General features: G+C 66.2%; 19 protein-coding genes. 17 read left to right on the top strand and 2 right to left on the bottom strand.

Annotated features, from left to right (window positions below):
* Positions 1-211: 211 nt before the first annotated feature.
* The 10 genes from der to ACTRWB_RS20955 all read left to right on the top strand — a co-directional run bounded on the left by der (position 212) and on the right by ACTRWB_RS20955 (position 11,201).
* Entirely contained in the window at positions 212-1,549 is a 1,338-nt protein-coding gene (gene der, locus ACTRWB_RS21000) for a ribosome biogenesis GTPase Der (RefSeq protein ID WP_048246912.1), read from the top strand.
* Positions 1,550-1,691: 142 nt separating this feature from the next.
* Complete coding sequence (gene hfq / locus ACTRWB_RS20995) at positions 1,692-1,931, top strand: RNA chaperone Hfq (RefSeq protein ID WP_047901242.1); 240 nt, start codon at positions 1,692-1,694, stop codon at positions 1,929-1,931.
* Between the two features lie 72 nt (positions 1,932-2,003).
* Entirely contained in the window at positions 2,004-3,167 is a 1,164-nt protein-coding gene (hflX, locus tag ACTRWB_RS20990; protein WP_193099478.1) for a GTPase HflX, read from the top strand.
* Positions 3,168-3,214: 47 nt separating this feature from the next.
* Entirely contained in the window at positions 3,215-4,555 is a 1,341-nt protein-coding gene (gene hflK / locus ACTRWB_RS20985) for an FtsH protease activity modulator HflK (RefSeq protein WP_129512272.1), read from the top strand.
* A gap of 14 nt (positions 4,556-4,569) precedes the next feature.
* Positions 4,570-5,469, top strand: coding sequence for a protease modulator HflC (hflC, locus tag ACTRWB_RS20980; RefSeq protein WP_446903123.1), 900 nt, complete (start codon positions 4,570-4,572; stop codon positions 5,467-5,469).
* Between the two features lie 36 nt (positions 5,470-5,505).
* Positions 5,506-5,697 (top strand): DUF2065 domain-containing protein, encoded by a 192-nt coding sequence (locus ACTRWB_RS20975; RefSeq protein ID WP_009687995.1) that lies wholly within the window; start codon positions 5,506-5,508, stop codon positions 5,695-5,697.
* A gap of 101 nt (positions 5,698-5,798) precedes the next feature.
* Positions 5,799-6,947, top strand: a complete 1,149-nt coding sequence (locus ACTRWB_RS20970) for an ATP phosphoribosyltransferase regulatory subunit (protein ID WP_129512270.1) — start codon at positions 5,799-5,801, stop codon at positions 6,945-6,947.
* A 113-nt stretch (positions 6,948-7,060) separates the two neighbouring features.
* Positions 7,061-8,407, top strand: coding sequence for an adenylosuccinate synthase (locus ACTRWB_RS20965; protein ID WP_129512269.1), 1,347 nt, complete (start codon positions 7,061-7,063; stop codon positions 8,405-8,407).
* Positions 8,408-8,413: 6 nt separating this feature from the next.
* Positions 8,414-9,010: a phosphoribosyltransferase gene (locus tag ACTRWB_RS20960; RefSeq protein ID WP_048246924.1), complete on the top strand. Its 597-nt coding sequence runs from the start codon at positions 8,414-8,416 to the stop codon at positions 9,008-9,010.
* Between the two features lie 274 nt (positions 9,011-9,284).
* A complete protein-coding gene (locus tag ACTRWB_RS20955) occupies positions 9,285-11,201 on the top strand; it encodes a potassium transporter Kup (protein ID WP_412021713.1) in 1,917 nt (638 codons plus the stop codon).
* Between the two features lie 221 nt (positions 11,202-11,422).
* Here ACTRWB_RS20955 and ACTRWB_RS20950 read toward each other — a convergent pair whose 3' ends face one another.
* Complete coding sequence (locus ACTRWB_RS20950) at positions 11,423-13,750, bottom strand: Tex family protein (protein ID WP_419683964.1); 2,328 nt, start codon at positions 13,748-13,750, stop codon at positions 11,423-11,425.
* 160 nt (positions 13,751-13,910) lie between these two features.
* On the opposite strand from ACTRWB_RS20950, the gene ACTRWB_RS20945 reads away from it, so the two are divergent.
* The 3 genes from ACTRWB_RS20945 to ACTRWB_RS20935 all read left to right on the top strand — a co-directional run bounded on the left by ACTRWB_RS20945 (position 13,911) and on the right by ACTRWB_RS20935 (position 17,263).
* On the top strand, positions 13,911-14,663 hold the full coding sequence (locus tag ACTRWB_RS20945; RefSeq protein WP_446903122.1) for a hypothetical protein: 753 nt from the start codon (positions 13,911-13,913) through the stop codon (positions 14,661-14,663).
* Between the two features lie 77 nt (positions 14,664-14,740).
* Positions 14,741-14,956, top strand: a complete 216-nt coding sequence (locus tag ACTRWB_RS20940) for a YdcH family protein (RefSeq protein WP_006478692.1) — start codon at positions 14,741-14,743, stop codon at positions 14,954-14,956.
* A gap of 57 nt (positions 14,957-15,013) precedes the next feature.
* Positions 15,014-17,263: an ATP-dependent DNA helicase gene (locus ACTRWB_RS20935; RefSeq protein WP_446903121.1), complete on the top strand. Its 2,250-nt coding sequence runs from the start codon at positions 15,014-15,016 to the stop codon at positions 17,261-17,263.
* 120 nt (positions 17,264-17,383) lie between these two features.
* Here the strand turns inward: ACTRWB_RS20935 and ACTRWB_RS20930 are convergent, their stop codons facing one another.
* On the bottom strand, positions 17,384-18,208 hold the full coding sequence (locus tag ACTRWB_RS20930; protein ID WP_129512264.1) for an outer membrane protein assembly factor BamD: 825 nt from the start codon (positions 18,206-18,208) through the stop codon (positions 17,384-17,386).
* Between the two features lie 41 nt (positions 18,209-18,249).
* Between ACTRWB_RS20930 and ACTRWB_RS20925 the strand changes: the two genes are divergently transcribed.
* The 4 genes from ACTRWB_RS20925 to ACTRWB_RS20910 all read left to right on the top strand — a co-directional run.
* Positions 18,250-19,458 carry an RluA family pseudouridine synthase gene (locus ACTRWB_RS20925; RefSeq protein ID WP_446903120.1) on the top strand — a complete coding sequence of 403 codons (1,209 nt, stop codon included), beginning with the start codon at positions 18,250-18,252 and terminating at the stop codon, positions 19,456-19,458.
* Between the two features lie 6 nt (positions 19,459-19,464).
* Positions 19,465-20,304 (top strand): peptidoglycan editing factor PgeF, encoded by an 840-nt coding sequence (gene pgeF / locus ACTRWB_RS20920; RefSeq protein WP_446903119.1) that lies wholly within the window; start codon positions 19,465-19,467, stop codon positions 20,302-20,304.
* 361 nt (positions 20,305-20,665) lie between these two features.
* Complete coding sequence (gene phaC, locus ACTRWB_RS20915) at positions 20,666-22,531, top strand: class I poly(R)-hydroxyalkanoic acid synthase (protein WP_446903118.1); 1,866 nt, start codon at positions 20,666-20,668, stop codon at positions 22,529-22,531.
* A gap of 99 nt (positions 22,532-22,630) precedes the next feature.
* A partial coding sequence (locus tag ACTRWB_RS20910; RefSeq protein WP_446479784.1) for a thiolase family protein occupies positions 22,631-22,752 on the top strand: 122 nt, incomplete at its 3' end.

Genomic DNA, 22,752 nt, shown 5'->3' with positions numbered 1-22,752 from the left:
TTGTCCCGCGCGCCCGGGCCGGGCGATTTGAAGGCGGCCGGTGTTCCCGGCCGCTCGGTATTTGAAAGGCAGTTCGAGACGAAAGACGACGGCGCGCAACGTGCGCCCGGCGCGCGCATCCGGCGCTGCGCGAATTCGTGATATTTTCATTCAGCGCAGCCGCCCGCAGCAGCGGGCCTCCCGCTGCTGCGCTTCACCGTAGAAAACACAGATGAAACCGGTCATTGCCCTCGTTGGGCGCCCCAATGTGGGGAAATCCACGCTGTTCAACCGGCTCACGCGTTCGCGCGATGCGCTGGTCGCCGACTTGCCGGGCCTGACACGCGATCGCCATTACGGCGAGGGGCGGACGGGCGAGCGGCCGTACCTGGTCGTCGATACGGGCGGCTTCGAGCCCGTCGCGAAGGACGGCATCCTGCACGAGATGGCGCGCCAGACGCGCCAGGCCGTCGAGGAAGCCGACGTCGTCGTGTTCATTGTCGACGGCCGCAACGGACTCGCGCCGCAAGACAAGTCGATCGCCGACTACCTGCGCAAGACCGGCCGGCCGATCTTCCTGGTCGTCAACAAGGCCGAGGGGATGAAGTACACGTCGGTTGCGTCCGAGTTCTACGAACTCGGGCTCGGCGACCCGCGCGCGATCTCGGCCGCGCACGGCGACGGCGTGACCGACATGATCAACGAGGCGCTGGAGGTCGCGTACGCGGACCGTCCGGCGGAAGAGGACGAGAACGACCCGTCGCGCGGCATCAAGATCGCGATCGTCGGCCGTCCGAACGTCGGCAAGTCGACGCTCGTGAACGCGCTGATCGGCGAGGACCGCGTGATCGCGTTCGACATGCCGGGCACGACGCGCGATTCGATCTATGTCGACTTCGAGCGTAACGGCAAGAAATATACGTTGATCGACACGGCCGGCCTGCGGCGCCGCGGCAAGGTGTTCGAAGCGATCGAGAAGTTCTCGGTCGTGAAGACGCTGCAGTCGATCTCGGATGCGAACGTCGTCATTCTTCTGCTGGATGCGCAGCAGGACATCTCCGACCAGGACGCGCACATTGCCGGCTTCGTCGTCGAGCAGGGCCGCGCGCTCGTGATCGGCGTCAACAAGTGGGACGGGCTCGACGACCACGCGCGCGATCGTGCGAAAGCGGATTTGACCCGCAAGCTGAAATTCCTCGACTTCGCGAAATCGCACTTCATTTCGGCGACGAAGAAGACGGGCATCGGCACGCTGATGCGCTCGGTCGATGACGCGTACGCGGCGGCGATGGCGAAGCTGCCGACGCCGAAGCTCACGCGCGCGCTGATCGAGGCTGTCGAGTTCCAGCAGCCGCGCCGTCGCGGCCCGGTGCGTCCGAAGCTGCGCTACGCGCACCAGGGCGGCCAGAATCCGCCGATCATCGTCATCCACGGAAACGCGCTCGACGCGGTGACGGAAACGTACAAGCGCTACCTGGAAAACCGGTTCCGCGAAACTTTCTCACTGATCGGGACTCCATTGCGCATAGAGTTCCGTTCGTCGAACAACCCGTACGCGGACAAGGGCTGAAGCACGCCCCGCAAGGGATAGGCCGCAAGGCCTACGCCCCGGGCGGGGCAGGCAAAATCGGCTATAGTGTAGCGATTGGCGCCGGATCTCTTTTTCTTCGCCGCCAATCCAGATCAACCTGCAAAAAAAGATGGAGTACGCCATGAGCAACAAAGGGCAATTGTTACAAGACCCGTTTTTGAACGCACTGCGCAAAGAGCACGTTCCCGTTTCGATCTACCTCGTCAATGGCATCAAGCTCCAAGGGAACATTGAATCGTTCGACCAGTACGTCGTGTTGCTCCGTAATACAGTGACCCAGATGGTTTACAAGCACGCCATCTCGACGGTCGTGCCGGCGCGCCCGGTGAATTTCCACCCGGACGCGGAAGCTACGTCCTAACCTATCGCAGCGGCCGGCATCCGGTCGCCGCGAGCGACCGATGCCAGCCGCCTTATCTTGACACCTGATAATTTGATCAACGCAGCGCTCGTCGGCATCGATTTCGGCAAGACCGATTTCGAAGCCAGTCTCGAAGAACTCAGTCTTCTCGCCTCCAGCGCGGGGGCCCATCCCGCCGTCACCCTCACGGGTCGTCGCTCCAGTCCCGATGCCGCGATGTTCATCGGCAGCGGCAAAGCCGAAGAACTGCGGCTTGCCTGCGACGCGCACAACGCCGAACTCGTCATCTTCAACCACGCACTGGCGCCGGCCCAGCAACGCAATCTGGAGCGGGCACTTAACAGGCGTGTGATCGATCGCACGAGCCTCATCCTCGACATCTTCGCGCAGCGTGCCCGCAGCCACGAAGGCAAGCTGCAGGTCGAACTCGCGCAGCTTCAATACCTGTCGACGCGACTCATTCGCGCATGGACCCACCTCGAGCGGCAAAAGGGCGGTATTGGCCTGCGCGGTCCTGGCGAAACCCAGCTCGAAACCGACCGCCGGCTGATCGGCGAGCGGATCAAGATGCTGAAGTCGCGGCTCGACCGGCTGCGCCGGCAACACAGCACGCAACGCCGGCAGCGCGCGCGCAGCGGCACGATGTCGGTGTCGCTCGTCGGTTATACGAACGCGGGCAAGTCGACGCTGTTCAATGCGTTGACGAAGGCGCAGGCATATGCGGCCGACCAGCTGTTCGCGACGCTCGATACGACGTCACGGCGCGTGTACCTTGGCGACGAGGTCGGCCAGATCGTCGTGTCCGATACGGTCGGGTTCATCCGCGAACTGCCTCACCAGCTCGTCGCTGCATTCCGCGCGACCCTCGAGGAAACGATCCACGCGGATCTGCTGCTGCACGTGGTCGATGCGTCGAGTGCAGTGCGGCTCGAACAGATCGAGCAGGTCAACGGCGTGTTGCACGAGATCGGCGCGGACACGATCCGGCAGGTGCTGGTCTTCAACAAGATCGACGCCGTGCCTGAGCTGGCGGCCCGCGGCGACGCGGTTGAGCGGGACGAGTATGGTAATATTTCGCGCGTCTTTTTGAGCGCGCGCACCGGTCAGGGTCTTGACGCGTTGCGTGCCGCCATCGCCGAGATCGCCTCCGCGGAACACCTGTCCGGCGCGATGCCGCTCGACGGCGCGTCCGCTGAACCACACGAAGACCACACGATTTCCGAACACGGGCGCTAACCGGTCCCGGCCGGTACGCCGGCGTCTAATCTGGTGAACAAACTCTGGTGAACGAATACAACGAGCGGAGTACCTGGCGGCGGATGCGCGCCTTGCTGTCGATCAACGATCCCCGCTGGGGACGCGGCGAAGGCAATGGCAAAGACGGATCCCGCCCCCGTGCGAACGAATCGAAGCGCCCGCAAAGCGGCGACGGTGATGGTCCGCCCGATCTCGACGAGATGTGGCGCAACTTCAACCGGCGCCTGAGCGGCCTTTTCGGCGGCAAGGGCGGCAACGGCTTCCGTCCCGACAACGGGCGGGCCGCGCGGGTCGGCGTCGGCATCGTGATTGGCGTACTGGTCGCGGTCTATGCAGGCAGCGGGCTGTTCGTCGTGCAGGAAGGCCAGACCGGCGTCGTGCTGCAGCTCGGCAAGCTGTCGGGCACGGTCGGGCAGGGCGTGCACTGGCGCGCGCCGTATCCGTTCGCGTCGCACGAGATCGTCGATACGTCGCAGGTGCGCTCGATCGAGATCGGCCGCAACAACGTCGTGCGCCTCGCGAACGTGAAGGAAGCGGCGATGCTGACGCGCGATGCCGACATTGTCGACGTGCGCTTCATCGTCCAGTATCGGATCCGTTCCGCGACCGATTACCTGTTCCGCAGCGTCGATCCGGAGCGCAGCGTATCGCAGGCCGCACAGGCCGCGGTGCGCGCGATCGTCGGCACGCGCAGCGCGGCCGACGTGCTGAGCCAGGACCGCGACGCGCTGCGCGAGCAGCTTTCCGCCGCGATCCAGCGTGATCTCGACCGCTACCAGTCGGGGCTCGAGGTGACGGCCGTCACGATGCAAAGCGTCGCGGCGCCCGAACAGACGCAGGCCGCCTACGCCGAAGTCGCGAAGGCGCGCGACGAGCGCGAGGCCGCGAAGCGCGCCGCGCAGGCGTACGCAAACGACCTGCTGCCGAAGGCGCAGGGCGATGCCGCGAAGCTCGTCGACGAAGCGAAGGCGTATGCCGATCGCGTGGTCACGGAAGCCGACGGCGATGCCGACCGCTTCAAGCAGGTCTACGCGCAATACTCGAAGGCGCCTGCAGTGATTCGCGAGCGGATGTACCTCGAGACGATGCAGGAAATCTATTCGAACGCGACGAAGGTGTTCGTCGGCAACAAGGGCGGCAACAGCGTCGTGTATCTGCCGCTCGACAAGCTCGTCGAGCAGGGGCGGCAAAACGCCGCGGCATCCACCGGCGCATCCGCGCCCGATGCGGCGTCGGCACCGGCGGCCGTCGCGCCGGCAGCCGCCGCATCCGCCAGCGCGGCACCGGCCGCCGCGGCGTCGGGCAGTGACGTGCTGCGATCGCGCGAAGCGTTTCGCAGCCGGTCGCGCGAAGACGATCTGAAGTAACGGGAGCGCAGAACATGAACCGAATCATTGCGCTCGTCGTCGCAATCGTGATCGTTGCCTTTGCGGCGTCCTCGACGGTCCTCACCGTCGATCCGCGCCATGCGGCCGTGCTGTCGGGCCGCGACGGCGCGCAGCCCGAACTCGCGGGCCCCGGCATCCATTTCAAACTGCCGCCGCCGCTGCAGACGGCCACGCTGATCGATACGCGCTTGCAATCGCTCGAGTCGTCCGACCCGCTGCAACTGGCCACGGAAGACAAGCACGACCTGCTCGTCGCGTATGCGGTGAAATACCGGATCAGCGATCCGATGAAGTATTTCACCGCGACGGGCGGCGATCCGGCGGCGGCCACCGACCGCCTGGCTGGCGTGTTGAAGAGCGCACTCGGTGACGCGTTCGGCAAGCACGCGCTCGACGACGCGCTCGGCGGCCAGCGCGCGATCGCCGATGCGGCCCGCGACGCGGCGAAGGAGAAGGCATCCGGTTTCGGCGTCGACGTGGTCGACGTTCAGTTGACGCGCGTGGACCTGCCGGCTGCGCAGACGGACGCGGTCTATCAGCGGATGATCGGCGCGCTGCGCGATCAGGCGGCGCAGGTGCGTGCGGAAGGCGCGGCCGACGTCGAGCAGATCAAGGCCGATGCCGAACGCGAACAGCAGGCTGTGCTCGCGAACGCGTACAAGTCCGCGCAGACGATCAAGGGCGAGGGTGACGCGAAGGCCGCGTCGATTGCCGCCGATGCGTTCGGCCGCGATCCGCAGTTCTATCAGTTCTACGCGAGCCTGCAGGCCTACCGGAATACGTTCAAGCGCAACGACATCATCGTCGTCGATCCCGACAGCGAGTTCTTCCGCTTCATGCGCAGCCCGACGGGCGGTGCCGCACCGGCGGCGCCTGCTCCCCGCAAACATTGACCTTGGGGCGCCGCGTCGAGCGGCGCCGTCGCTCGCATGGACCTGGCTGGCTCGTTGTTGCTCGCAGTAGCGCTGATGCTGATTATCGAGGGGGCGTTCCCTTTCGTGTTTCCCGTCGCCTGGCGCGACACGTTTCGTAGAATAGCTGAGCGGCCGCCGCATCATATCCGGATCGGCGGGCTGATCGTGATGGCGCTCGGGCTCGTGCTGCTGCTGCTCGCCACCTGATCCGGACGGCGCATCCGCCGTTCGTCCCGCCCGATTCCGAATTTCCGATTCATCTCGCGGCGCGCGTGTCGCGCGCTGTTTCCCGTCGTAGGACCGTACCGATGTCGACCTGGTTACTTCCCGAGAATATCGCCGACGTACTGCCGTCGGAAGCGCGCAAGATCGAGGAGCTGCGTCGCAGGCTGCTCGACCGCTTCCGTTCGTACGGCTACGAAATGGTGATGCCGCCGCTGCTCGAGTATCTCGAGTCGCTGCTGACGAGCGGCGGCGCCGATCTGCGCCTGCGCACCTTCAAGCTGGTCGACCAGCTGTCGGGTCGCACGCTCGGCCTGCGTGCCGACATCACGCCGCAGGTCGCGCGGATCGACGCGCACCTGTTGAACCGCCAGGGCGTGACGCGTCTCTGCTATGCGGGCCACGTGATGCATACGCGCCCGCGCGGCCTGCACGCGACGCGCGAGCAGATCCAGATTGGCGCCGAAATCTACGGGCATGCCGGACTGGAAGCCGATCTCGAGATCCAGCAGCTGATGCTCGACGCGCTGCACCTCGCGGGCCTGTCGCGCATCCGTCTCGACCTCGGCCATGCAGGCGTGCTCGCGGCGCTGCTCGCGCGCGACGCGCAGGCCGCCGAGCGCGGTGAGTCGCTGTACGACGCGCTGTCGGGCAAGGACGTGCCGCTCCTGAACGAACTGACCGACGATCTCGGCGCCGATACGCGCGCCGCGCTGCGCGCACTGCCGCACCTTTACGGCGACGCGAGCGTACTGGCCGAGGCGCGTGCGCGGTTGCCGGTGCTGCCGGAAATTACGCAGGCGCTCGACGATCTGGCGCAGCTCGCCGCACAGGCAAAGGGCGTGGAAGTGGCAATCGACCTGGCCGACCTGCGCGGTTACGCGTATCACAGCGGCGCGATGTTCAGCGCCTACATCGACGGCGTGCCGAACGCGATCGCGCGCGGCGGCCGTTACGACCACGTCGGCCAGGCGTATGGCCGTGCGCGACCGGCAACGGGTTTCTCGCTCGACCTGCGCGAGCTTGCACGGATTTCGCCGATCGAGGCGCGCGGCACCGCGATTCTCGCGCCGTGGGTGCAGGACGACGCGCTGCGCGCGGCCGTCGCGGCGCTGCGTGATGCGGGCGAGGTCGTGATCCAGGCGCTGCCGGGCCACGACCACGTGCTCGACGAGTTCGCATGCGATCGTTCGCTCGTCGAGCGCGATGGCGCATGGGTGGTCGAACCCCGTTAAACAGGCGTTCGCGGGCCGTGCTTCGGCGTGCATATCGTTGAAGCGAAACGGAAAAATTCGGAATCGCCCGCGAACATAGGTAGAATACGTTTTTAACCAGCTAACGAATCAACATGTCTGCCAGCGCAGTGAACGTGACTCCCGGGCGCAATGTCGTCGTCGTGGGAACTCAATGGGGTGATGAAGGCAAGGGCAAGATCGTCGACTGGCTGACGGACCACGCTCAGGGCGTCGTGCGTTTCCAGGGCGGCCACAACGCCGGCCACACCCTCATCATCGGCGGCAAGAAAACGATCTTGCGCCTCATTCCGTCGGGCATCATGCGTGAAGGCGTCGCCTGCTACATCGGCAACGGCGTCGTCCTGTCCCCCGAGGCACTGTTCAAGGAAATCGGCGAGCTCGAAGAAGCCGGCGTGAACGTGCGCGACCGTCTGTTCATTTCCGAAGCCACGACGCTGATCCTGCCGTACCACATCGCGATCGACCAGGCGCGCGAAGCGCGCAAGGGCGCGGGCAAGATCGGCACGACGGGCCGCGGCATCGGCCCCGCGTACGAAGACAAGGTCGGCCGCCGCGCACTGCGCGTGCAGGACCTGTTCGACGCGAAGACTTTCGCCGACCGCCTGCGCGAAAACCTCGATTTCCACAACTTCGTGCTGACCCAGTACCTGGGTGGCGCGGCCGTCGACTTCCAGGCCACGCTCGACACGATGCTCGGTTATGCCGATCGCCTGAAGCCGATGGTGGCCGATGTGTCGCGCCGCCTGTACGACGCGAACAACGCAGGCCAGAACCTGCTGTTCGAAGGCGCGCAAGGCACGCTGCTCGACATCGACCACGGCACCTATCCGTTCGTCACGTCGAGCAACTGCGTCGCGGGTGCGGCGTCGGCTGGCGCGGGCGTGGGTCCGCAGAAGCTCAACTACATCCTCGGCATCACGAAGGCGTATTGCACGCGCGTCGGCTCGGGTCCGTTCCCGAGCGAACTGTACGATGCGGACAACCCGCAGCGCCAGGACCAGGTCGGCGTCACGCTCGCGAACGTCGGCAAGGAATTCGGTTCGGTCACCGGCCGTCCGCGCCGCACGGGCTGGCTCGATGCAGCCGCGCTGCGCCGCTCGATCCAGATCAACGGCGTGTCGGGCCTGTGCATGACGAAGCTCGACGTGCTCGACGGCCTCGACGAGGTCAAGCTGTGCGTCGGCTACAAGATCGACGGCAAGGATGCCGACATCCTGCCGCGCGGCGCAGCCGACGTGGCCCGTTGCGAACCCGTGTACGAGACGTTCGCCGGCTGGAAGGAAAGCACGGTGGGCATCAAGACGTGGGACGCACTGCCGGCGAACGCGCAGGCCTACCTGACCCGTGTCCAGGAAGTGGCCGGCGTGCCGGTCGACATGGTGTCGACGGGCCCGGACCGCGACGAAACGATCCTGCTCCGCCATCCGTTCAAGGTGTAACCCCAGATGACGCAGCAAATTTCGATGACGGCGGCAGACTTGATGACCGATCCGCGCAACGACGACAAGAATCTGTGGGTGGGCTGGGACGAGTATCACCGTCTGATCGAGCTCCTCGCGCTCCAGGTGCATGCATCGGGCTGGAAGTTCGACCAGATCCTGTGCCTCGCGCGCGGCGGCCTGCGCGTCGGCGATCAACTGTCGCGCATTTATGACGTGCCGCTCGCGATCCTCGCGACGAGTTCGTACCGCGAGGCGGCCGGCACCGAGCAGGGCGACCTCGACATCGCGCAGTACATCACGATGACGCGCGGCAACCTCGCGGGCAACGTGCTGCTGGTCGACGATCTCGTCGATTCGGGCGTCACGCTCGCGCGCGTGCAGGAGCACCTGAAGGAACGTTATCCGGCCGTGACGGCCGTGCGTTCGGCCGTGCTCTGGTACAAGGGTTGCTCGAAGGTCAAGCCCGACTATCACACGCAGTTCCTGCCGACGAATCCGTGGATTCATCAGCCGTTCGAGGAATGGGACACGGTTCGTCCGCACAACCTCGAGGCGTGGATCAAACGCGGTCGCGCGCAGCGCGACGGTTCGGGCGCGTAAGCGGCCGGCCGATTGAAGGAAAGCCTTGTACGGCGCCGCTTGCGGCGCCGTTTTTCATTGGGGCGCCGGGTGCGCCGCGCCGCGGGCTCTGCATATCCGGTAGGCAGACGGCGCAGCCCCGGCTATGATGGCAGCCCTGCCACAGCTCGCGCCGGATTGCATGCGCGGCGTGGATCACGTGGCTCCACGGCAACAGAGCAGGGCGGCGTTTCACGGGGGCGCGAGTAGAATAGCGCTCGTTTTGTCCGACCCGGACCCGATTATTACGCTTCATATGAACGACACGATCCACGCGACCGACGCAGCACACGCGCCGCATTCGACGCAACAACACTCGATGCGGGCGCTAGCGATAGCAGCCATCGGCGTCGTGTTCGGCGACATCGGCACCAGCCCGCTGTATTCGCTCAAGGAGGCGTTCAGCCCCGCACACGGCATTCCGCTCACCGAAAGTTCGATTCTCGGCGTGATCTCGCTGCTGTTCTGGGCAATCATCCTGGTGGTCGGCATCAAGTACCTGCTGTTCGTGATGCGGGCTGACAACAACGGCGAAGGCGGCGTGCTCGCGCTGATGGCGCTGTCGCTGCGGCCGCTCGACTCGAAGACCCGCGTCGCGGGTGCGCTGATGGCGCTGGGGATATTCGGCGCGTGCATGTTCTACGGGGACGCGGTGATCACGCCGGCGATCTCGGTCATGTCGGCGGTCGAAGGCCTCGAAATCGCGACGCCGCACCTGTCCCACCTCGTGCTGCCGATCACGATCGTGATCCTGATCGCGCTGTTCTGGATCCAGCGTCACGGCACCGCACTGGTCGGCAAGCTGTTCGGCCCGATCATGGTGCTGTGGTTCATCGTGATCGCGGCGCTCGGCGTGTACCACATCGTGCGCGTGCCGGGCATCATCGCCGCAATCAACCCGTACTACGCGGCGTCGTTCATGGCCGATCACCTGCTGCAGGCCTACGTCGTGCTCGGTTCGGTCGTGCTGGTACTGACCGGCGCGGAAGCGCTCTACGCGGACATGGGCCACTTCGGCGCCAAGCCGATCCGCCTCGCCGCATACGGGCTCGTGATGCCGTCGCTCGTGCTGAACTACTTCGGCCAGGGCGCGCTGCTGATCCAGAACCCGAAGGCAATCGAAAACCCGTTCTTCCTGCTGGCGCCCGAATGGGGGCTGCTGCCGCTCGTCGTGCTGTCGACCGTCGCGACCGTGATCGCGTCGCAGGCCGTGATCTCGGGGGCGTATTCGCTGACGTCGCAGGCGATCCAGCTCGGTTACGTGCCGCGCATGAAGGTGCTGCATACGTCCGAACTCGCGATCGGCCAGATCTACGTGCCGGTCGTGAACTGGCTGCTGCTGTTCGTGATCCTCTGCATCGTGGTCGGCTTCAAGAGCTCCGACAACCTCGCGGCTGCGTACGGCATCGCGGTGACGGCGACGATGGTGATCACGACCGTGCTCGCGGCCGTCGTGATGGTGAAGGTGTGGAACTGGAACCGCCTGCTGGTCGGTGCGATCATCGCCGTGTTCCTCGTGGTCGATCTCGGTTTCTTCGGCGCGAACCTGCTGAAGGTCGCGCAGGGCGGCTGGCTGCCGCTCGGCATCGGCGCGCTGCTGTTCTTCCTGCTGATGACCTGGTACAAGGGGCGCCACATCGTCAAGGAGCGCACCGCGGCCGACGGCATTCCGCTCGAGCCGTTCCTGCAGGGGCTGCTCGCGCATCCGCCGCATCGCGTGTCGGGTACCGCGATCTACCTGACCGGCAACGACAAGCTCGTGCCCGTCAGCCTGCTGCACAACCTGAAGCACAACAAGGTGCTGCACGAGCGGACCATTTTCCTGACGTTCGTCACGCGCGACATTCCTTACGTGCGCGACGACAAGCGCCTGAGCGCGCGTGATGCGGGCGGCGGGCTGTACATCGTCACGGCCGAGTACGGCTTCAACGAGACACCGGACGTGAAGGCCGTGCTCGAGGAATTCGGCCGTACGCACGACATGATGTTCGAGCTGATGGACACGTCGTTCTTCCTCGCACGTGAAACGGTCGTGCCGACGCATCTGCCGGGGATGTCGATCTGGCGCGAGCGCGTGTTCGCGTGGATGCACCAGAATGCCGCGAAGCCGACCGACTTCTTCTCGATTCCGGCCAACCGCGTCGTCGAGCTCGGCACGAAGATCGAGATCTGACCGGGTGCGGCGCGCGGGCCGTCTGGCCGCGCGCCGCGCTTGTCGACCGCTCGAACCGGCCGCGATCGTTCGCATCGCCGGCCGCAACCGCGAACGCAGCCGCACGGCGCCGCGTATTCCGCACTAGCCAATCGGATCCGGTAGCCGACCGCGTGTCCGCCGCCGCAATGAAAAAGCCCGCCTTTCGGCGGGCTTTTCGTGCGTCGACGGTTTTCGCGTGCTCAGCGCTTCAGCTTCGCGAATGCCGCGGCCATCGCGCCGGCCGGTTCCGGCTCGCGCGAGCGCGGCGGGCGTGCGGCGCCGCGTCCGGCATTGCCGCGATCCTGGCTGCCGCCGCGCGACGACATGCCGGGCGCTGCCGCGTCGTCGTCGAGGCGCATCGTCAGCGCAATGCGCTGGCGCTTCACGTCGACGTCGATCACCTTGACCTTGACGACCTGACCGGCCTTCACGACTTCGTGCGGGTCCTTGATGAACTTCGTCGACATCGCCGACACGTGGACGAGGCCGTCCTGGTGGACGCCGATATCCACGAACGCGCCAAATGCGGCAACGTTCGTCACGACCCCTTCGAGCGTCATGCCCGGCACGAGATCCGACACTTTCTCGACGCCTTCGCGGAACGTCGCGGTCTTGAATTCCGGACGCGGATCGCGGCCGGGCTTCTCCAGTTCCGACAGGATGTCGCGTACGGTCGGCAGGCCGAAACGTTCGTCGACAAATTCCGTCGGGGACAGGCCCGACAGCGCGTCACGGTTGCCGAGCACGTCGTCGATGCGCTTGTTGATCTTCGCGAGCATCCGTTCGACGACCGGATAGGCTTCCGGGTGCACCGACGAGCGGTCGAGCGGATTCTCGCCGCCGTTGATGCGCAGGAAGCCGGCGGCCTGTTCGAACGTCTTGTCGCCGAGGCGCGGCACCTTGCGCAGGTGTTCGCGCGACGGGAACGGGCCGTTTGCATCGCGATAATCCACGATGTTGCGCGCCAGCGTCGCGTTCAGGCCAGACACGCGCGCGAGCAGCGGGGCCGATGCCGTGTTCGCGTCGACACCGACCGCGTTCACGCAATCCTCGACGACCGCGTCGAGCGAGCGGGCGAGTTCGCGCTGGTTCACGTCGTGCTGGTACTGGCCGACGCCGATCGCCTTCGGCTCGATCTTCACGAGTTCGGCGAGCGGGTCCTGCAGGCGGCGCGCGATCGACACGGCGCCGCGCAGCGACACGTCCATTTCGGGGAATTCCTTCGCCGCGAGTTCGGACGCCGAGTAGACCGACGCACCGGCTTCCGACACGACGATCTTCTGCAGGCGCAGCTCCGGGTGTTTCGCGATCAGTTCGCTCGCGAGCTTGTCGGTTTCGCGCGACGCGGTGCCGTTGCCGATGCTGATCAGTTCGGCCTGCGTCTGCGCGGCGATGCGCGCGAGCTTCGCGATCGAGCCGTCCCAGTCGCGGCGCGGCTCGTGCGGGTAGATCGTGTCGGTCGCGAGCACCTTGCCGGTGCGGTCGACGACCGCGACCTTCACGCCCGTACGCAGGCCGGGGTCGAGACCGATCACGGCCTTCGGGCCGGCCGGTGCCGCGAGCAGCAGGTCGTTCAGGTTGCGCGCGAACACGCGGATCGCTTCGGCTTCAGCCGTTTCGCGCAATTGCGTGAGCAGTTCGTTCTCGATATGCGGCTGCACCTTCACGCGCCAGCACCAGCGGCACACGTCCGACAGCCATTTGTCGGCCGGGCGATTCTGGTTCGCGATGCCGAAATGGCGCGCGATCATCGCCTCGCCGGGATGCGGCACCTGTGCGTCGAGCTCTTCGCCGAGGCCGAGCTTGACCGTCAGCACGCCCGCGTTGCGCGCGCGGAACAGCGCGAGCGCGCGGTGCGACGGCACGGTCTTGATCGTTTCCGCGTAGTCGTAATAGTCGCGGAATTTCTCGCCTTCCTCGTTTTCCTTGCCCTCGACGACGGCCGACGACACGACGCCCTGGTTGTGCAGGTAGTCGCGCAGCTTGCCGAGCAGTTCGGCCGTTTCGCCGAACTGTTCGGACAGGATGTCGCGCGCGCCGTCGAGCGCGGCCTTCACGTCGGCGACGCCCTTGTCGGCGTCGACATACGCGGCCGCCTCAGCTTGCGGGTCGAGCAGCGGATTCGCGAGCAGCGCCTGCGCGAGCGGCTCGAGGCCGGCTTCGCGGGCGATCTGTGCGCGCGTGCGACGCTTCGGCTTGTACGGCAGATAAAGGTCTTCGAGCACCTGCTTGCTGTCGGCCGCGTCGATCGCGGCACGCAGTTCGTCGGTCAGCTTGCCCTGTTCGTCGATGCTCGACAGGATCGTCGCGCGGCGATCCTCGAGCTCGCGCAGATACAGGAGGCGTTCCTCGAGCTGGCGCAACTGCGTGTCGTCCAGGTTGCCGGTCACTTCCTTGCGGTACCGGGCAATGAACGGAACGGTCGAGCCTTCGTCGAGAAGTTGCACGGCCGCCGCGACCTGGCGCGGCTGGACGGACAGTTCGGTGGCGATGCGCTGTACGATCTTGAGTGCTACGGTTTCCGTCATGTCGTGGATGATCTGCCTGCTGAAATCGCGGCGCGGGCCGACAGGCCCGGAGCGGCGGGCTGCGTGGCGGGCCCGACGGGCCTGAGGCCGCGGGTGAGTGAAGCGGGGCATTTTGCCATAAATGGCGGAGGCTCCAGCCGGGGGTGATAGAATTTGACACATGTCCCGCAGCTTTCCTACGACGTTGCCAACTTCCCGCATTTCTCTCGTCGCGCTCGGCGCAGCGCTCGCCGCGGCTTTGTCTGCCGGGCCTTCCTGCGTGTTCGCGCAGGCCTCGGGCGCAACCGCGCCGGACGCCGTCGCGGCCGCGCCTGCCGCAGCCTCCGCCGTACCGGATTTCGACGCCCGTCAAAAAGTGCTCAATCAACGCACCGCGGAAAACGATTATCGTTATGCGGTGGCCGAGCACGATTGCTACAGCAAATTCTTCGTCAATCACTGCCTCGGCAAGGCACGCGACCAGATGCGCGACGAGCGGGCGGGCATCCGCCAGGAGCAACTCGCGCTCAACGACGAGCAGCGCGCGGTGCGCGCGCAGCAGCGCGACCAGCAACAGGCGCTGAAGCAGGCACAGAACGCGGCGGAAGCACCGCAGCGCGCGGCGACCGACGCGGCGAACGCGGCTGCGTTCCGCGACAAGCAGGAGCAAAATGCGCTGAAGCAGGCGCAGCGCGGCGCGGAAGGGCCGCAGCGCGCGGCGAGCAAGCAGGCGTACGACCAGAAACAGGCCGACTTCCAGCACAAGCTCGACCAGGCGCACCAGCAGGCTGCGCAGAAGGCGCAGGAGCGGGCGGACAACGCCGCGCGCTACGAGCAGAAGCAGAAGGAAGCCGTGCAGCACAAGGCCGACGTCGAGCGGCGTCAGCAGGAAGCGGCCGAGAAGGCCAAGCAGCAGCAACAGCAGGGGCAGTAACGTGTTGGATTGATCCGGAATCAGTCTCAAGCGCGCCGGCACGCCAGCCGGTGCGCTGCTTCGATGAGGAGGCAAATATGCAAAACCGTCACACGGAACAGCAGCAGGAATTGCACAACCGTTTGGCTGCATTGCAGGAGCAGCACCAGCAGCTCGCTCGGGAGATCGAGCTGAAGGAAGGACACTCCGACATCGACGACATCACGCTGCACCGGCTGAAGAAGGAAAAGCTGGCGGCCAAAGACAAGATCATTTTGCTGCAATCGCAGCTGGAACCGGATAAGCGCGCCTGAGCGCGGCCTGGCAAGCGCCGGCGCCGCACGGGCGCTGGACACACAGGAACGCTTGCCTTGAATTCTCCGCTTGAAGCCACCCCCGATGCCCGGCGTGACACATCGTCCGCCGGGCGCGTTCGTGCGCCCGAAGGCACTTTCGAACTGAGTCGCAAGCGCGTCGACGAACTCGACACGATCTTCGGCGAAGGCGGGTTGCTGGCACGCGCGCTCGACGGCTATCGGCCGCGTACGTCGCAGATCGAGATGGCGCGTGCGGTTGCGTCCGCGATGGAAGCGTCCGCGCGCCGGATGCCCGAGCCCGAGATCTTCGAAACCCGCAAGCGGTCGGCGCGCCGCCTCGGCGACGGCGACAAGACGGCAGAGCCGGGCGCGGACGCCGCGGCGGCGGCCGAGCCCGACAGCGACTCGGGCGACAACACGCTGATCGTCGAAGCCGGTACGGGTACCGGCAAGACCTATGCGTATCTCGTGCCCGCGATGCTGTGGGGCGGCAAGGTGATCGTGTCGACCGGCACGAAGCACCTGCAGGACCAGTTGTTCCAGCGCGATATCCCGACCGTGCGCAACGCACTCGCGGTGCCGGTGACGGTCGCGATGCTCAAGGGGCGCGCAAACTACCTGTGCCACTACTACCTGCAACGCACGGCCGATAACGGCCGCCTGCCGTCGCGGCAGGACACGGCCTATCTGCAGGAAATCGTCCGCTTCGCGAAGATCACGAAGAGCGGCGACAAGGCCGAACTCGCGAGCGTGCCGGAAACGGCGCCCGTGTGGTCGATGGTCACGTCGACGCGCGACAACTGCCTCGGCCAGGAGTGCCCGCACTACAAGGAATGCTTTGTGATGCAGGCGCGGCGCGAGGCGCAGCAGGCCGACGTCGTCGTCGTCAACCACCACCTGTTCTTCGCGGACATCATGCTGCGCGACACCGGGATGGCCGAGTTGCTGCCGAACGCGAACACGGTCATCTTCGACGAAGCGCACCAGTTGCCCGAGACGGCGACGCTGTTCTTCGGCGAGACGCTGTCGACGACGCAGATTCTCGAGCTCGCACGCGACACGGTGGCCGAAGGCCTGAGCCACGCTCGCGACGCGGTCGAGTGGGTGAAGCTCGGCGGCGATCTCGAACGCGCGGCGCGCGACTTGCGCCTTGCATTCGCGAACGACCAGATCGTACGCATGTCGCTCGCCCAGCTTGGCGACGATCACCCGATGTTCGGTGCGCTCGACGCGCTCGACGCCGCGCTCGACGCGCTCGCGTCGGCGCTCGCCAGCCAGGCCGAGCGGGCGGAATCGCTCGGTGCGTGCCTGCGGCGCGCACGCGAGCTGCAGGACCTGCTGGCCGGCTGGGTCGCCCCCGGTGCGGCCGAGGAAGCCGCGAAGGCCGATGCGGCGGCGGCCGGCGACAAGGCGGCATCCGACGGCGATCCGAACGAGAAGGTGCGCTGGGTCGAAGTGTTCGCGCATACCGTCCAGCTGCACGAAACGCCCCTGTCGGTCGCGCCGATCTTCGCAAAGCAGCGCGCGGGCGTGCCGCGTGCGTGGGTGTTCACGTCGGCCACGTTGTCGGTGCGCGGCGATTTCACGCACTACGCGGCGCAGATGGGCCTGAGCTCGCGTCGCTCGATGACGCTCGCGAGCCCGTTCGACTACCAGACGCAGGGGCTGCTGTACGTGCCGCGCAACCTGCCGCAACCGTCTTCGCCGGCGTTTACCGATGCCGTATTCGATGCCGCGCTGCCGGCGATCGAGGCGTCCGGCGGCGGCGTGTTCATGCTGTGCACGACGCTGCGCGCGGTCGACCGGATCGCATCGAAGCTGCGCGACGTGATCGAGTCGCGCGGCTGGAACACACCGCTGCTCGTGCAGGGCGATGCGAGCCGCACCGAGTTGCTCGACCGCTTCCGCGCGTACGGCAACGCGATCCTGGTCGGCAGCCAGAGCTTCTGGGAAGGCGTCGACGTGCGCGGCGACGCGTTGTCGCTCGTCGTGATCGACAAGCTGCCGTTCGCACCGCCGGACGATCCGGTGCTGGCCGCGCGGCTCGACGCGCTGACGAAGAAGGGGCTGAGCCCGTTCGCCGTGCACCAGTTGCCGCAGGCCGTGATTACGCTGAAGCAGGGCGCGGGCCGACTGATTCGCGCGGAGACGGATCGCGGCGTGCTGATGATCTGCGACACGCGGCTCGTCGACAAGCCCTACGGGCGCCGGATCTGGCAGAGCCTGCCGCCGTTCAAGCGGACCCGCGAGATCGCGGTCGTCCAGGATTTCTTCGACGAGCAACGCTCGGACAAGCGCACGTGACGGCGCGCGCGGCGATTGCCGCGCGGGCTTACCTGCGCCGCATGAATGCGGCGCCAATAAAAAACCCGGCTCGATGGCCGGGTTTTTTGTGTGTGCAACGGGCGTTGCGTCGCGCGTTCGTCAGAACTGCCACCACGACTTCTTCGCGCCGGGGCGCGAGTGGCCCGTGACGTACGGGCTGTCGGGGAACGTACCCGCGAGCACGCGCTTCGTGTCCTCGGCGAGTTGCGGTTGGTCCAGCTTGCCGTACGACAGGATCATGATGTGCAGCGCGTCCTCGATCGCGGGCGCGCCCTTGTAATCCTTGATCGCGAGCTGCGCGCGGTTGATTGCCGCGACGTAGGCGCCGCGCCGGTAGTAGTAGTCGGCCGCGTGCACTTCGTGCGACGCGAGCGCGTTGACGATGTAGCGCATCCGTGCCGCGGCGTCGGGCGCGTACTTGCTCTTCGGGAAGCGGTCGACGACGACCTTGAACGCATCGTACGATTCGCGCAGTGCCTGCGGATCGCGCTCGCTCATGTCCTGGCCGGAGAAGCGGCCGAACAGGCCGAGATCGTCGTTGAAGTGGATCATCCCCTTCAGGTAGTACGCGTACGGGATATCCGGATGATCGGGGTGAAGCTGGATGAATCGGTCGACGGCCTGGTCAGCGGCTGCCGCTTCGTTGTCCTTCCAGTTGCAGTATGCAACGTTGATCTGCGCCTGTTGCGCGAAATGACCGAACGGATCGCGACCTTGCAGCGATTCGAAATATTTCGCGCACTTGCCCCAGTCGCCGCCGGACAGTGCGTCCTGGGCCTCTGAGTATAATTTGTTATTCGACCAGGTAGCCGTCTCGTCCTGCTTCTGCGGCAAGCCGTGGCAGCCGGCGATGAGGGCCGCGGCCGCTACCGCCGCAGCCCGGGCGGCGGCGGTTCTGGCCGTGCGTTTGGTCGAATTCATCATGCTCGCATGTCCTAGCTTCAAGTCTCGGTGACCCAGTCTAAATGACCCGTTCAAGTTCGCAGAATGCCCAGCCGGGCACACCAAATCGCGAAGATTATAGCCCAAGCGATCGGCCCGCCGACGCTGCCTCGGGGGATTCCCTCGATGACGATCTGATTGGCGACGCATTGCAACCGCCCGTTGTGCCGTCCGCGGCCGTCGATGACGCGCCGCGCGTCGTCGAAGTGCCGTCGTCGCTCGCGGGTGAACGCCTCGACAAGGCGCTCGCCCAACTGTTCCCCGAATTCTCGCGCAGCCGCCTGCAGAGCTGGATCGAGGCGCAGCGCGTGCTCGTCAACGGCGCGCCCGCGAAGATCCGCCAGCCGGTGCCGCTCGGCGCGACGATCGAGCTCGTGCCCGATCTGCTTCCCGAGCAGCTCGCGTTCACGCCGGAGCCCGTGCCGCTCGACGTCATCTACGAGGACGACGCGCTCGTCGTCATCAACAAGCCGGCCGGCCTCGTCGTACACCCGGCTGCCGGCAACTGGAGCGGCACGATCCTCAACGGGCTGCTGCATCGCTACGGCGACGCGGCGGCCGGCCTGCCGCGTGCGGGGATCGTCCACCGGCTCGACAAGGAAACGTCCGGCCTGATGGTGGTGGCGCGCACGCTGGCCGCGCAGACGGACCTCGTGCGCCAGCTGCAGGCCCGTACGGTGAAGCGCCGCTATTTCGCGCTCGTGTGGGGCACGATGCCCGAGGAAGGCACGATCGACGCGCCAATCGGCCGCGATCCGCGCGAGCGTACGCGCATGGCCGTCGTGACGGGCGCGTCGGGCAAGCCCGCGCGCACCCATTTCCGTACGGTTGACACATGCGTGTGGCAACGTCAGCCGGTTTCGGCGATCCAGTGCGACCTCGAAACCGGTCGCACGCACCAGATCCGCGTGCACTGCTCGCACGCCGGCCATCCGCTGCTCGGCGATCCCGTCTACGGGCGCGCGCGCGGCAAGCGCTCGGTCACGCCGCTGCCGGACGGATTCGCGCGGCAGGCACTGCATGCCTGGCGGCTCGGCCTCGTGCATCCGGTGACGGGCAAGATGGTGCAATGGCGCTGCCCGTTGCCCGACGACATGAACGCGCTCGTCGCGGCGCTCGGCTTCGGGCAGGGTGAAGAGGAATTCGACGACGATGACGGTGTCTACGACGATGACGATTTCGGCGGCGAATATCACGACGATGAGCCGTACCTGGACGATGAGGAGGAGTGAGTGCCGATGACGAACCTGGCGCCGTTGACGTGGCAGGACTGCGTGCAGCCCGACTGGCAGGTGTCGCCGCGCGTGCGCGCGCTGATCACGACGCGCGACGGTGGTGTGAGCGAAGGCCCGTACGGGCGCTGGCAGGATGGTGCCGCGTTGCCGGGCGGGATGAACCTCGGCCTGCATACCGGTGACGATCCGGCCCATGTCGCCGGGAATCGCGCACGCTTGCTCGCACTGGCGGGCCAGACGAGCGCGGCATGGCTCGAGCAGGTTCACGGCGCGCAGATCGTGCGTGCCGACGAGGTGATCGCGGCGGCGCCGGCTGCCGCGGCGCCGGTGCAGGCCGACGCGAGCGTCACGGACCGGGCGGGCGCCGTCTGCGTCGTGATGGTGGCCGACTGCCTGCCCGTGCTGTTGTGCGACGCGCAGGGCCGGGCGGTGGGGGCCGCGCATGCGGGCTGGCGCGGGCTCGCGGCCGGCATCGTCGAGCAGACCGCGACGCGCGTCGCGGCGCTCGCGGGCGGCGCGACGGACGCGCTTCATGCGTACCTCGGGCCGGCGATCGGCCCGCAGGCGTTCGAGGTCGGTGCCGACGTGCGCGACGCGTTTCTCGACACGGCCCCGCAGTCGGAGCATGATGAAACCCGCCATGCGTTCGTCGCGATCGACGGCGCGCCCGGCAAGTTTCTCGCCGATCTCTATGCACTCGCGCGACTGCGTCTCGCACGCGCGGGCGTGGCGCACGTAAGCGGCGGGACAGCTTGTACGGTCACCGAACACGCGCGTTTCTATTCGTATCGGCGCGACCGTGTAACGGGCCGCATGGCGGCGGCGATCTGGCTGGCAGATTGAAGGCATGCGCATGCGCGCATGGTTTTGTTGCGCCGCGAAATCGGGTTATCTCGATATTCCGGCGGCAATTCGGCGTTGCATGCGCAGTCGAATGAAAAATCCCGAAGTCAAGTCGACCAATATGTTTTATGTTTCGCCGGAACCCTTGTCGCGTCTGTTGCACACGGATTATCTCCGCGCAGAAATGTTCAGCGGTTTGACGTGGCGCTTCACATGGGGAAAACGATAATGATAAAAATACCGCACTGCGGCAGAATCTGGAGACGCCTCTCCAGAGCATGACGGCCCGGCTCGCAGCCGGCACGCCGCGCGCGAGCAGGATTTCACGATTGACGCTCACGAATCACCGGTAAGGCAGGTAATGACAGCATCGAAAAATTCGTCGACGTCCGCTCAGGCGGGCACATCCGCGGGCAGCATCGGATTCGATCCGACCGCCCAGCCGATGCAGCAGATGTTCGAGTCGTGGTTGCACGCGTGGCGTGGTTTTGCAGATCCGGCACGCGCCGCGACTGCGTCGGCCACCGTGAATCCGTTCGCGACATTCCAGTTCCCGACGTCGTTTCCGTTCCAGGTGCCGTCAATGCCCGATCTCGGCAGCATGGCGTCGCCGTTCGCGGGGCTGAAGCTGCCGGTTGCCGCGATCCCGCCCGAACGGCTCCAGACGCTGCAGGCCGACTACGCGCGCGATTGCATGACGCTGATGCAGCAGGCAGCCGCCGCGAAGCTCGAGTCCCCCGAATTGAAGGACCGCCGCTTCAGCGGCGATGCGTGGAAGGCGTCGCCCGCGCATGCGTTCGCGGCTGCCTGGTATCTGCTCAACGCGCGTTATCTGCAGGAACTGGCCGACGCGCTTCAGACCGATCCGAAGACGCGCGAGCGTATCCGTTTCACGGTCCAGCAATGGACGGCGGCCGCCGCGCCCAGCAACTTCCTCGCACTCAATCCCGATGCGCAGAAATCGATTCTCGAGACGCAGGGCGAAAGCCTGCGGCAGGGGATGATGAACCTGCTCGGCGACCTGCAGCGCGGCAAGATTTCGCAGACCGACGAATCGCAGTTCGTGGTCGGCAAGAACCTCGGGTGTACGGAAGGCGCGGTCGTCTACGAAAACGACCTGATCCAGCTGATCCAGTACACGCCGAAGACGGACAAGGTGTTCGAGCGGCCGCTGCTGATCGTCCCGCCGTGCATCAACAAGTTCTACATCCTCGACCTGCAGCCCGAGAATTCGCTCGTCGCGCATGCTCTGTCGAATGGCCATCAGGTGTTCCTCGTGTCGTGGCGCAATGCGGATGCATCGGTCGCGCACAAGACGTGGGACGACTACATGAACGAAGGGCTGCTCGCGGCGATCGACGCCGTGCAGCAGGTCAGCGGCCGCGAGCAGATCAACACGCTCGGCTTCTGCGTCGGCGGCACGATGCTCGCAACGGCGCTGGCCGTGCTCGCCGCGCGCGGCGAACATCCGGCCGCGTCGATGACGCTGCTCACCGCGATGCTCGACTTCACCGACACGGGCATTCTCGACGTGTTCGTCGACGAGGCGCACGTGCAGATGCGCGAGCAGACCATCGGCGGCAAGAACGGCACGCAACCGGGGCTGATGCGCGGCGTCGAGTTCGCGAACACGTTCTCGTTCCTGCGCCCGAACGACCTCGTGTGGAACTACGTCGTCGACAACTACCTGAAGGGCCGTACGCCCGCGCCGTTCGACCTGCTGTACTGGAACAGCGATTCGACGAGCCTGCCGGGCCCGATGTACGCGTGGTACCTGCGCAATACCTATCTCGAGAACAAGCTGCGCGAACCGGGCGAGCTGACCGTATGCGGCGAGGCCGTCGACCTGTCGCTGATCGACGTGCCGACCTTCGTCTACGGTTCGCGTGAGGATCACATCGTGCCGTGGCAGACGGCCTACGTATCGACGTCGATCCTGACGGGCCCGCTGAAGTTCGTGCTCGGCGCGTCGGGTCACATCGCGGGCGTGATCAATCCGCCGGCGAAGAAAAAGCGCAGCTACTGGGTCAACGACAGCGACCTGCCCGAATCCCCGGACGACTGGTTTGCCGGCGCGACCGAGCAGCCGGGAAGCTGGTGGACGACCTGGGTCGAATGGCTCGACCAGTACGGCGGCCGCAAAGTGGCGCCGCCCGCCCAGCCCGGTTCCGCGCAGTTCCCGGTGATCGAGCCGGCGCCGGGACGTTACGTGTTGCAGCGCGATTGACGAAAACCGGACAGCGGCGCACGCTGTCCGATGAACCGCAGTTTTTTTAACAGGGCCGGTAGCGATGCGCCGTGTCGTGCGGGCCTGGAGGAAAGGGAAATGACGGACGTAGTGATCGTATCGGCCGCGCGGACCGCGGTCGGCAAATTCGGCGGCTCGCTTGCGAAGATTGCGGCGCCGGAGTTGGGCGCGACGGTGATCCGCGCGGTGCTGGAGCGTGC

It is taken from the genome of Burkholderia sp. YIM B11467 (assembly GCF_052952715.1).
The sequence above is the reverse complement of the archived record's forward strand: the minus strand, read 5'-3'. Positions and strand labels throughout refer to the sequence as shown.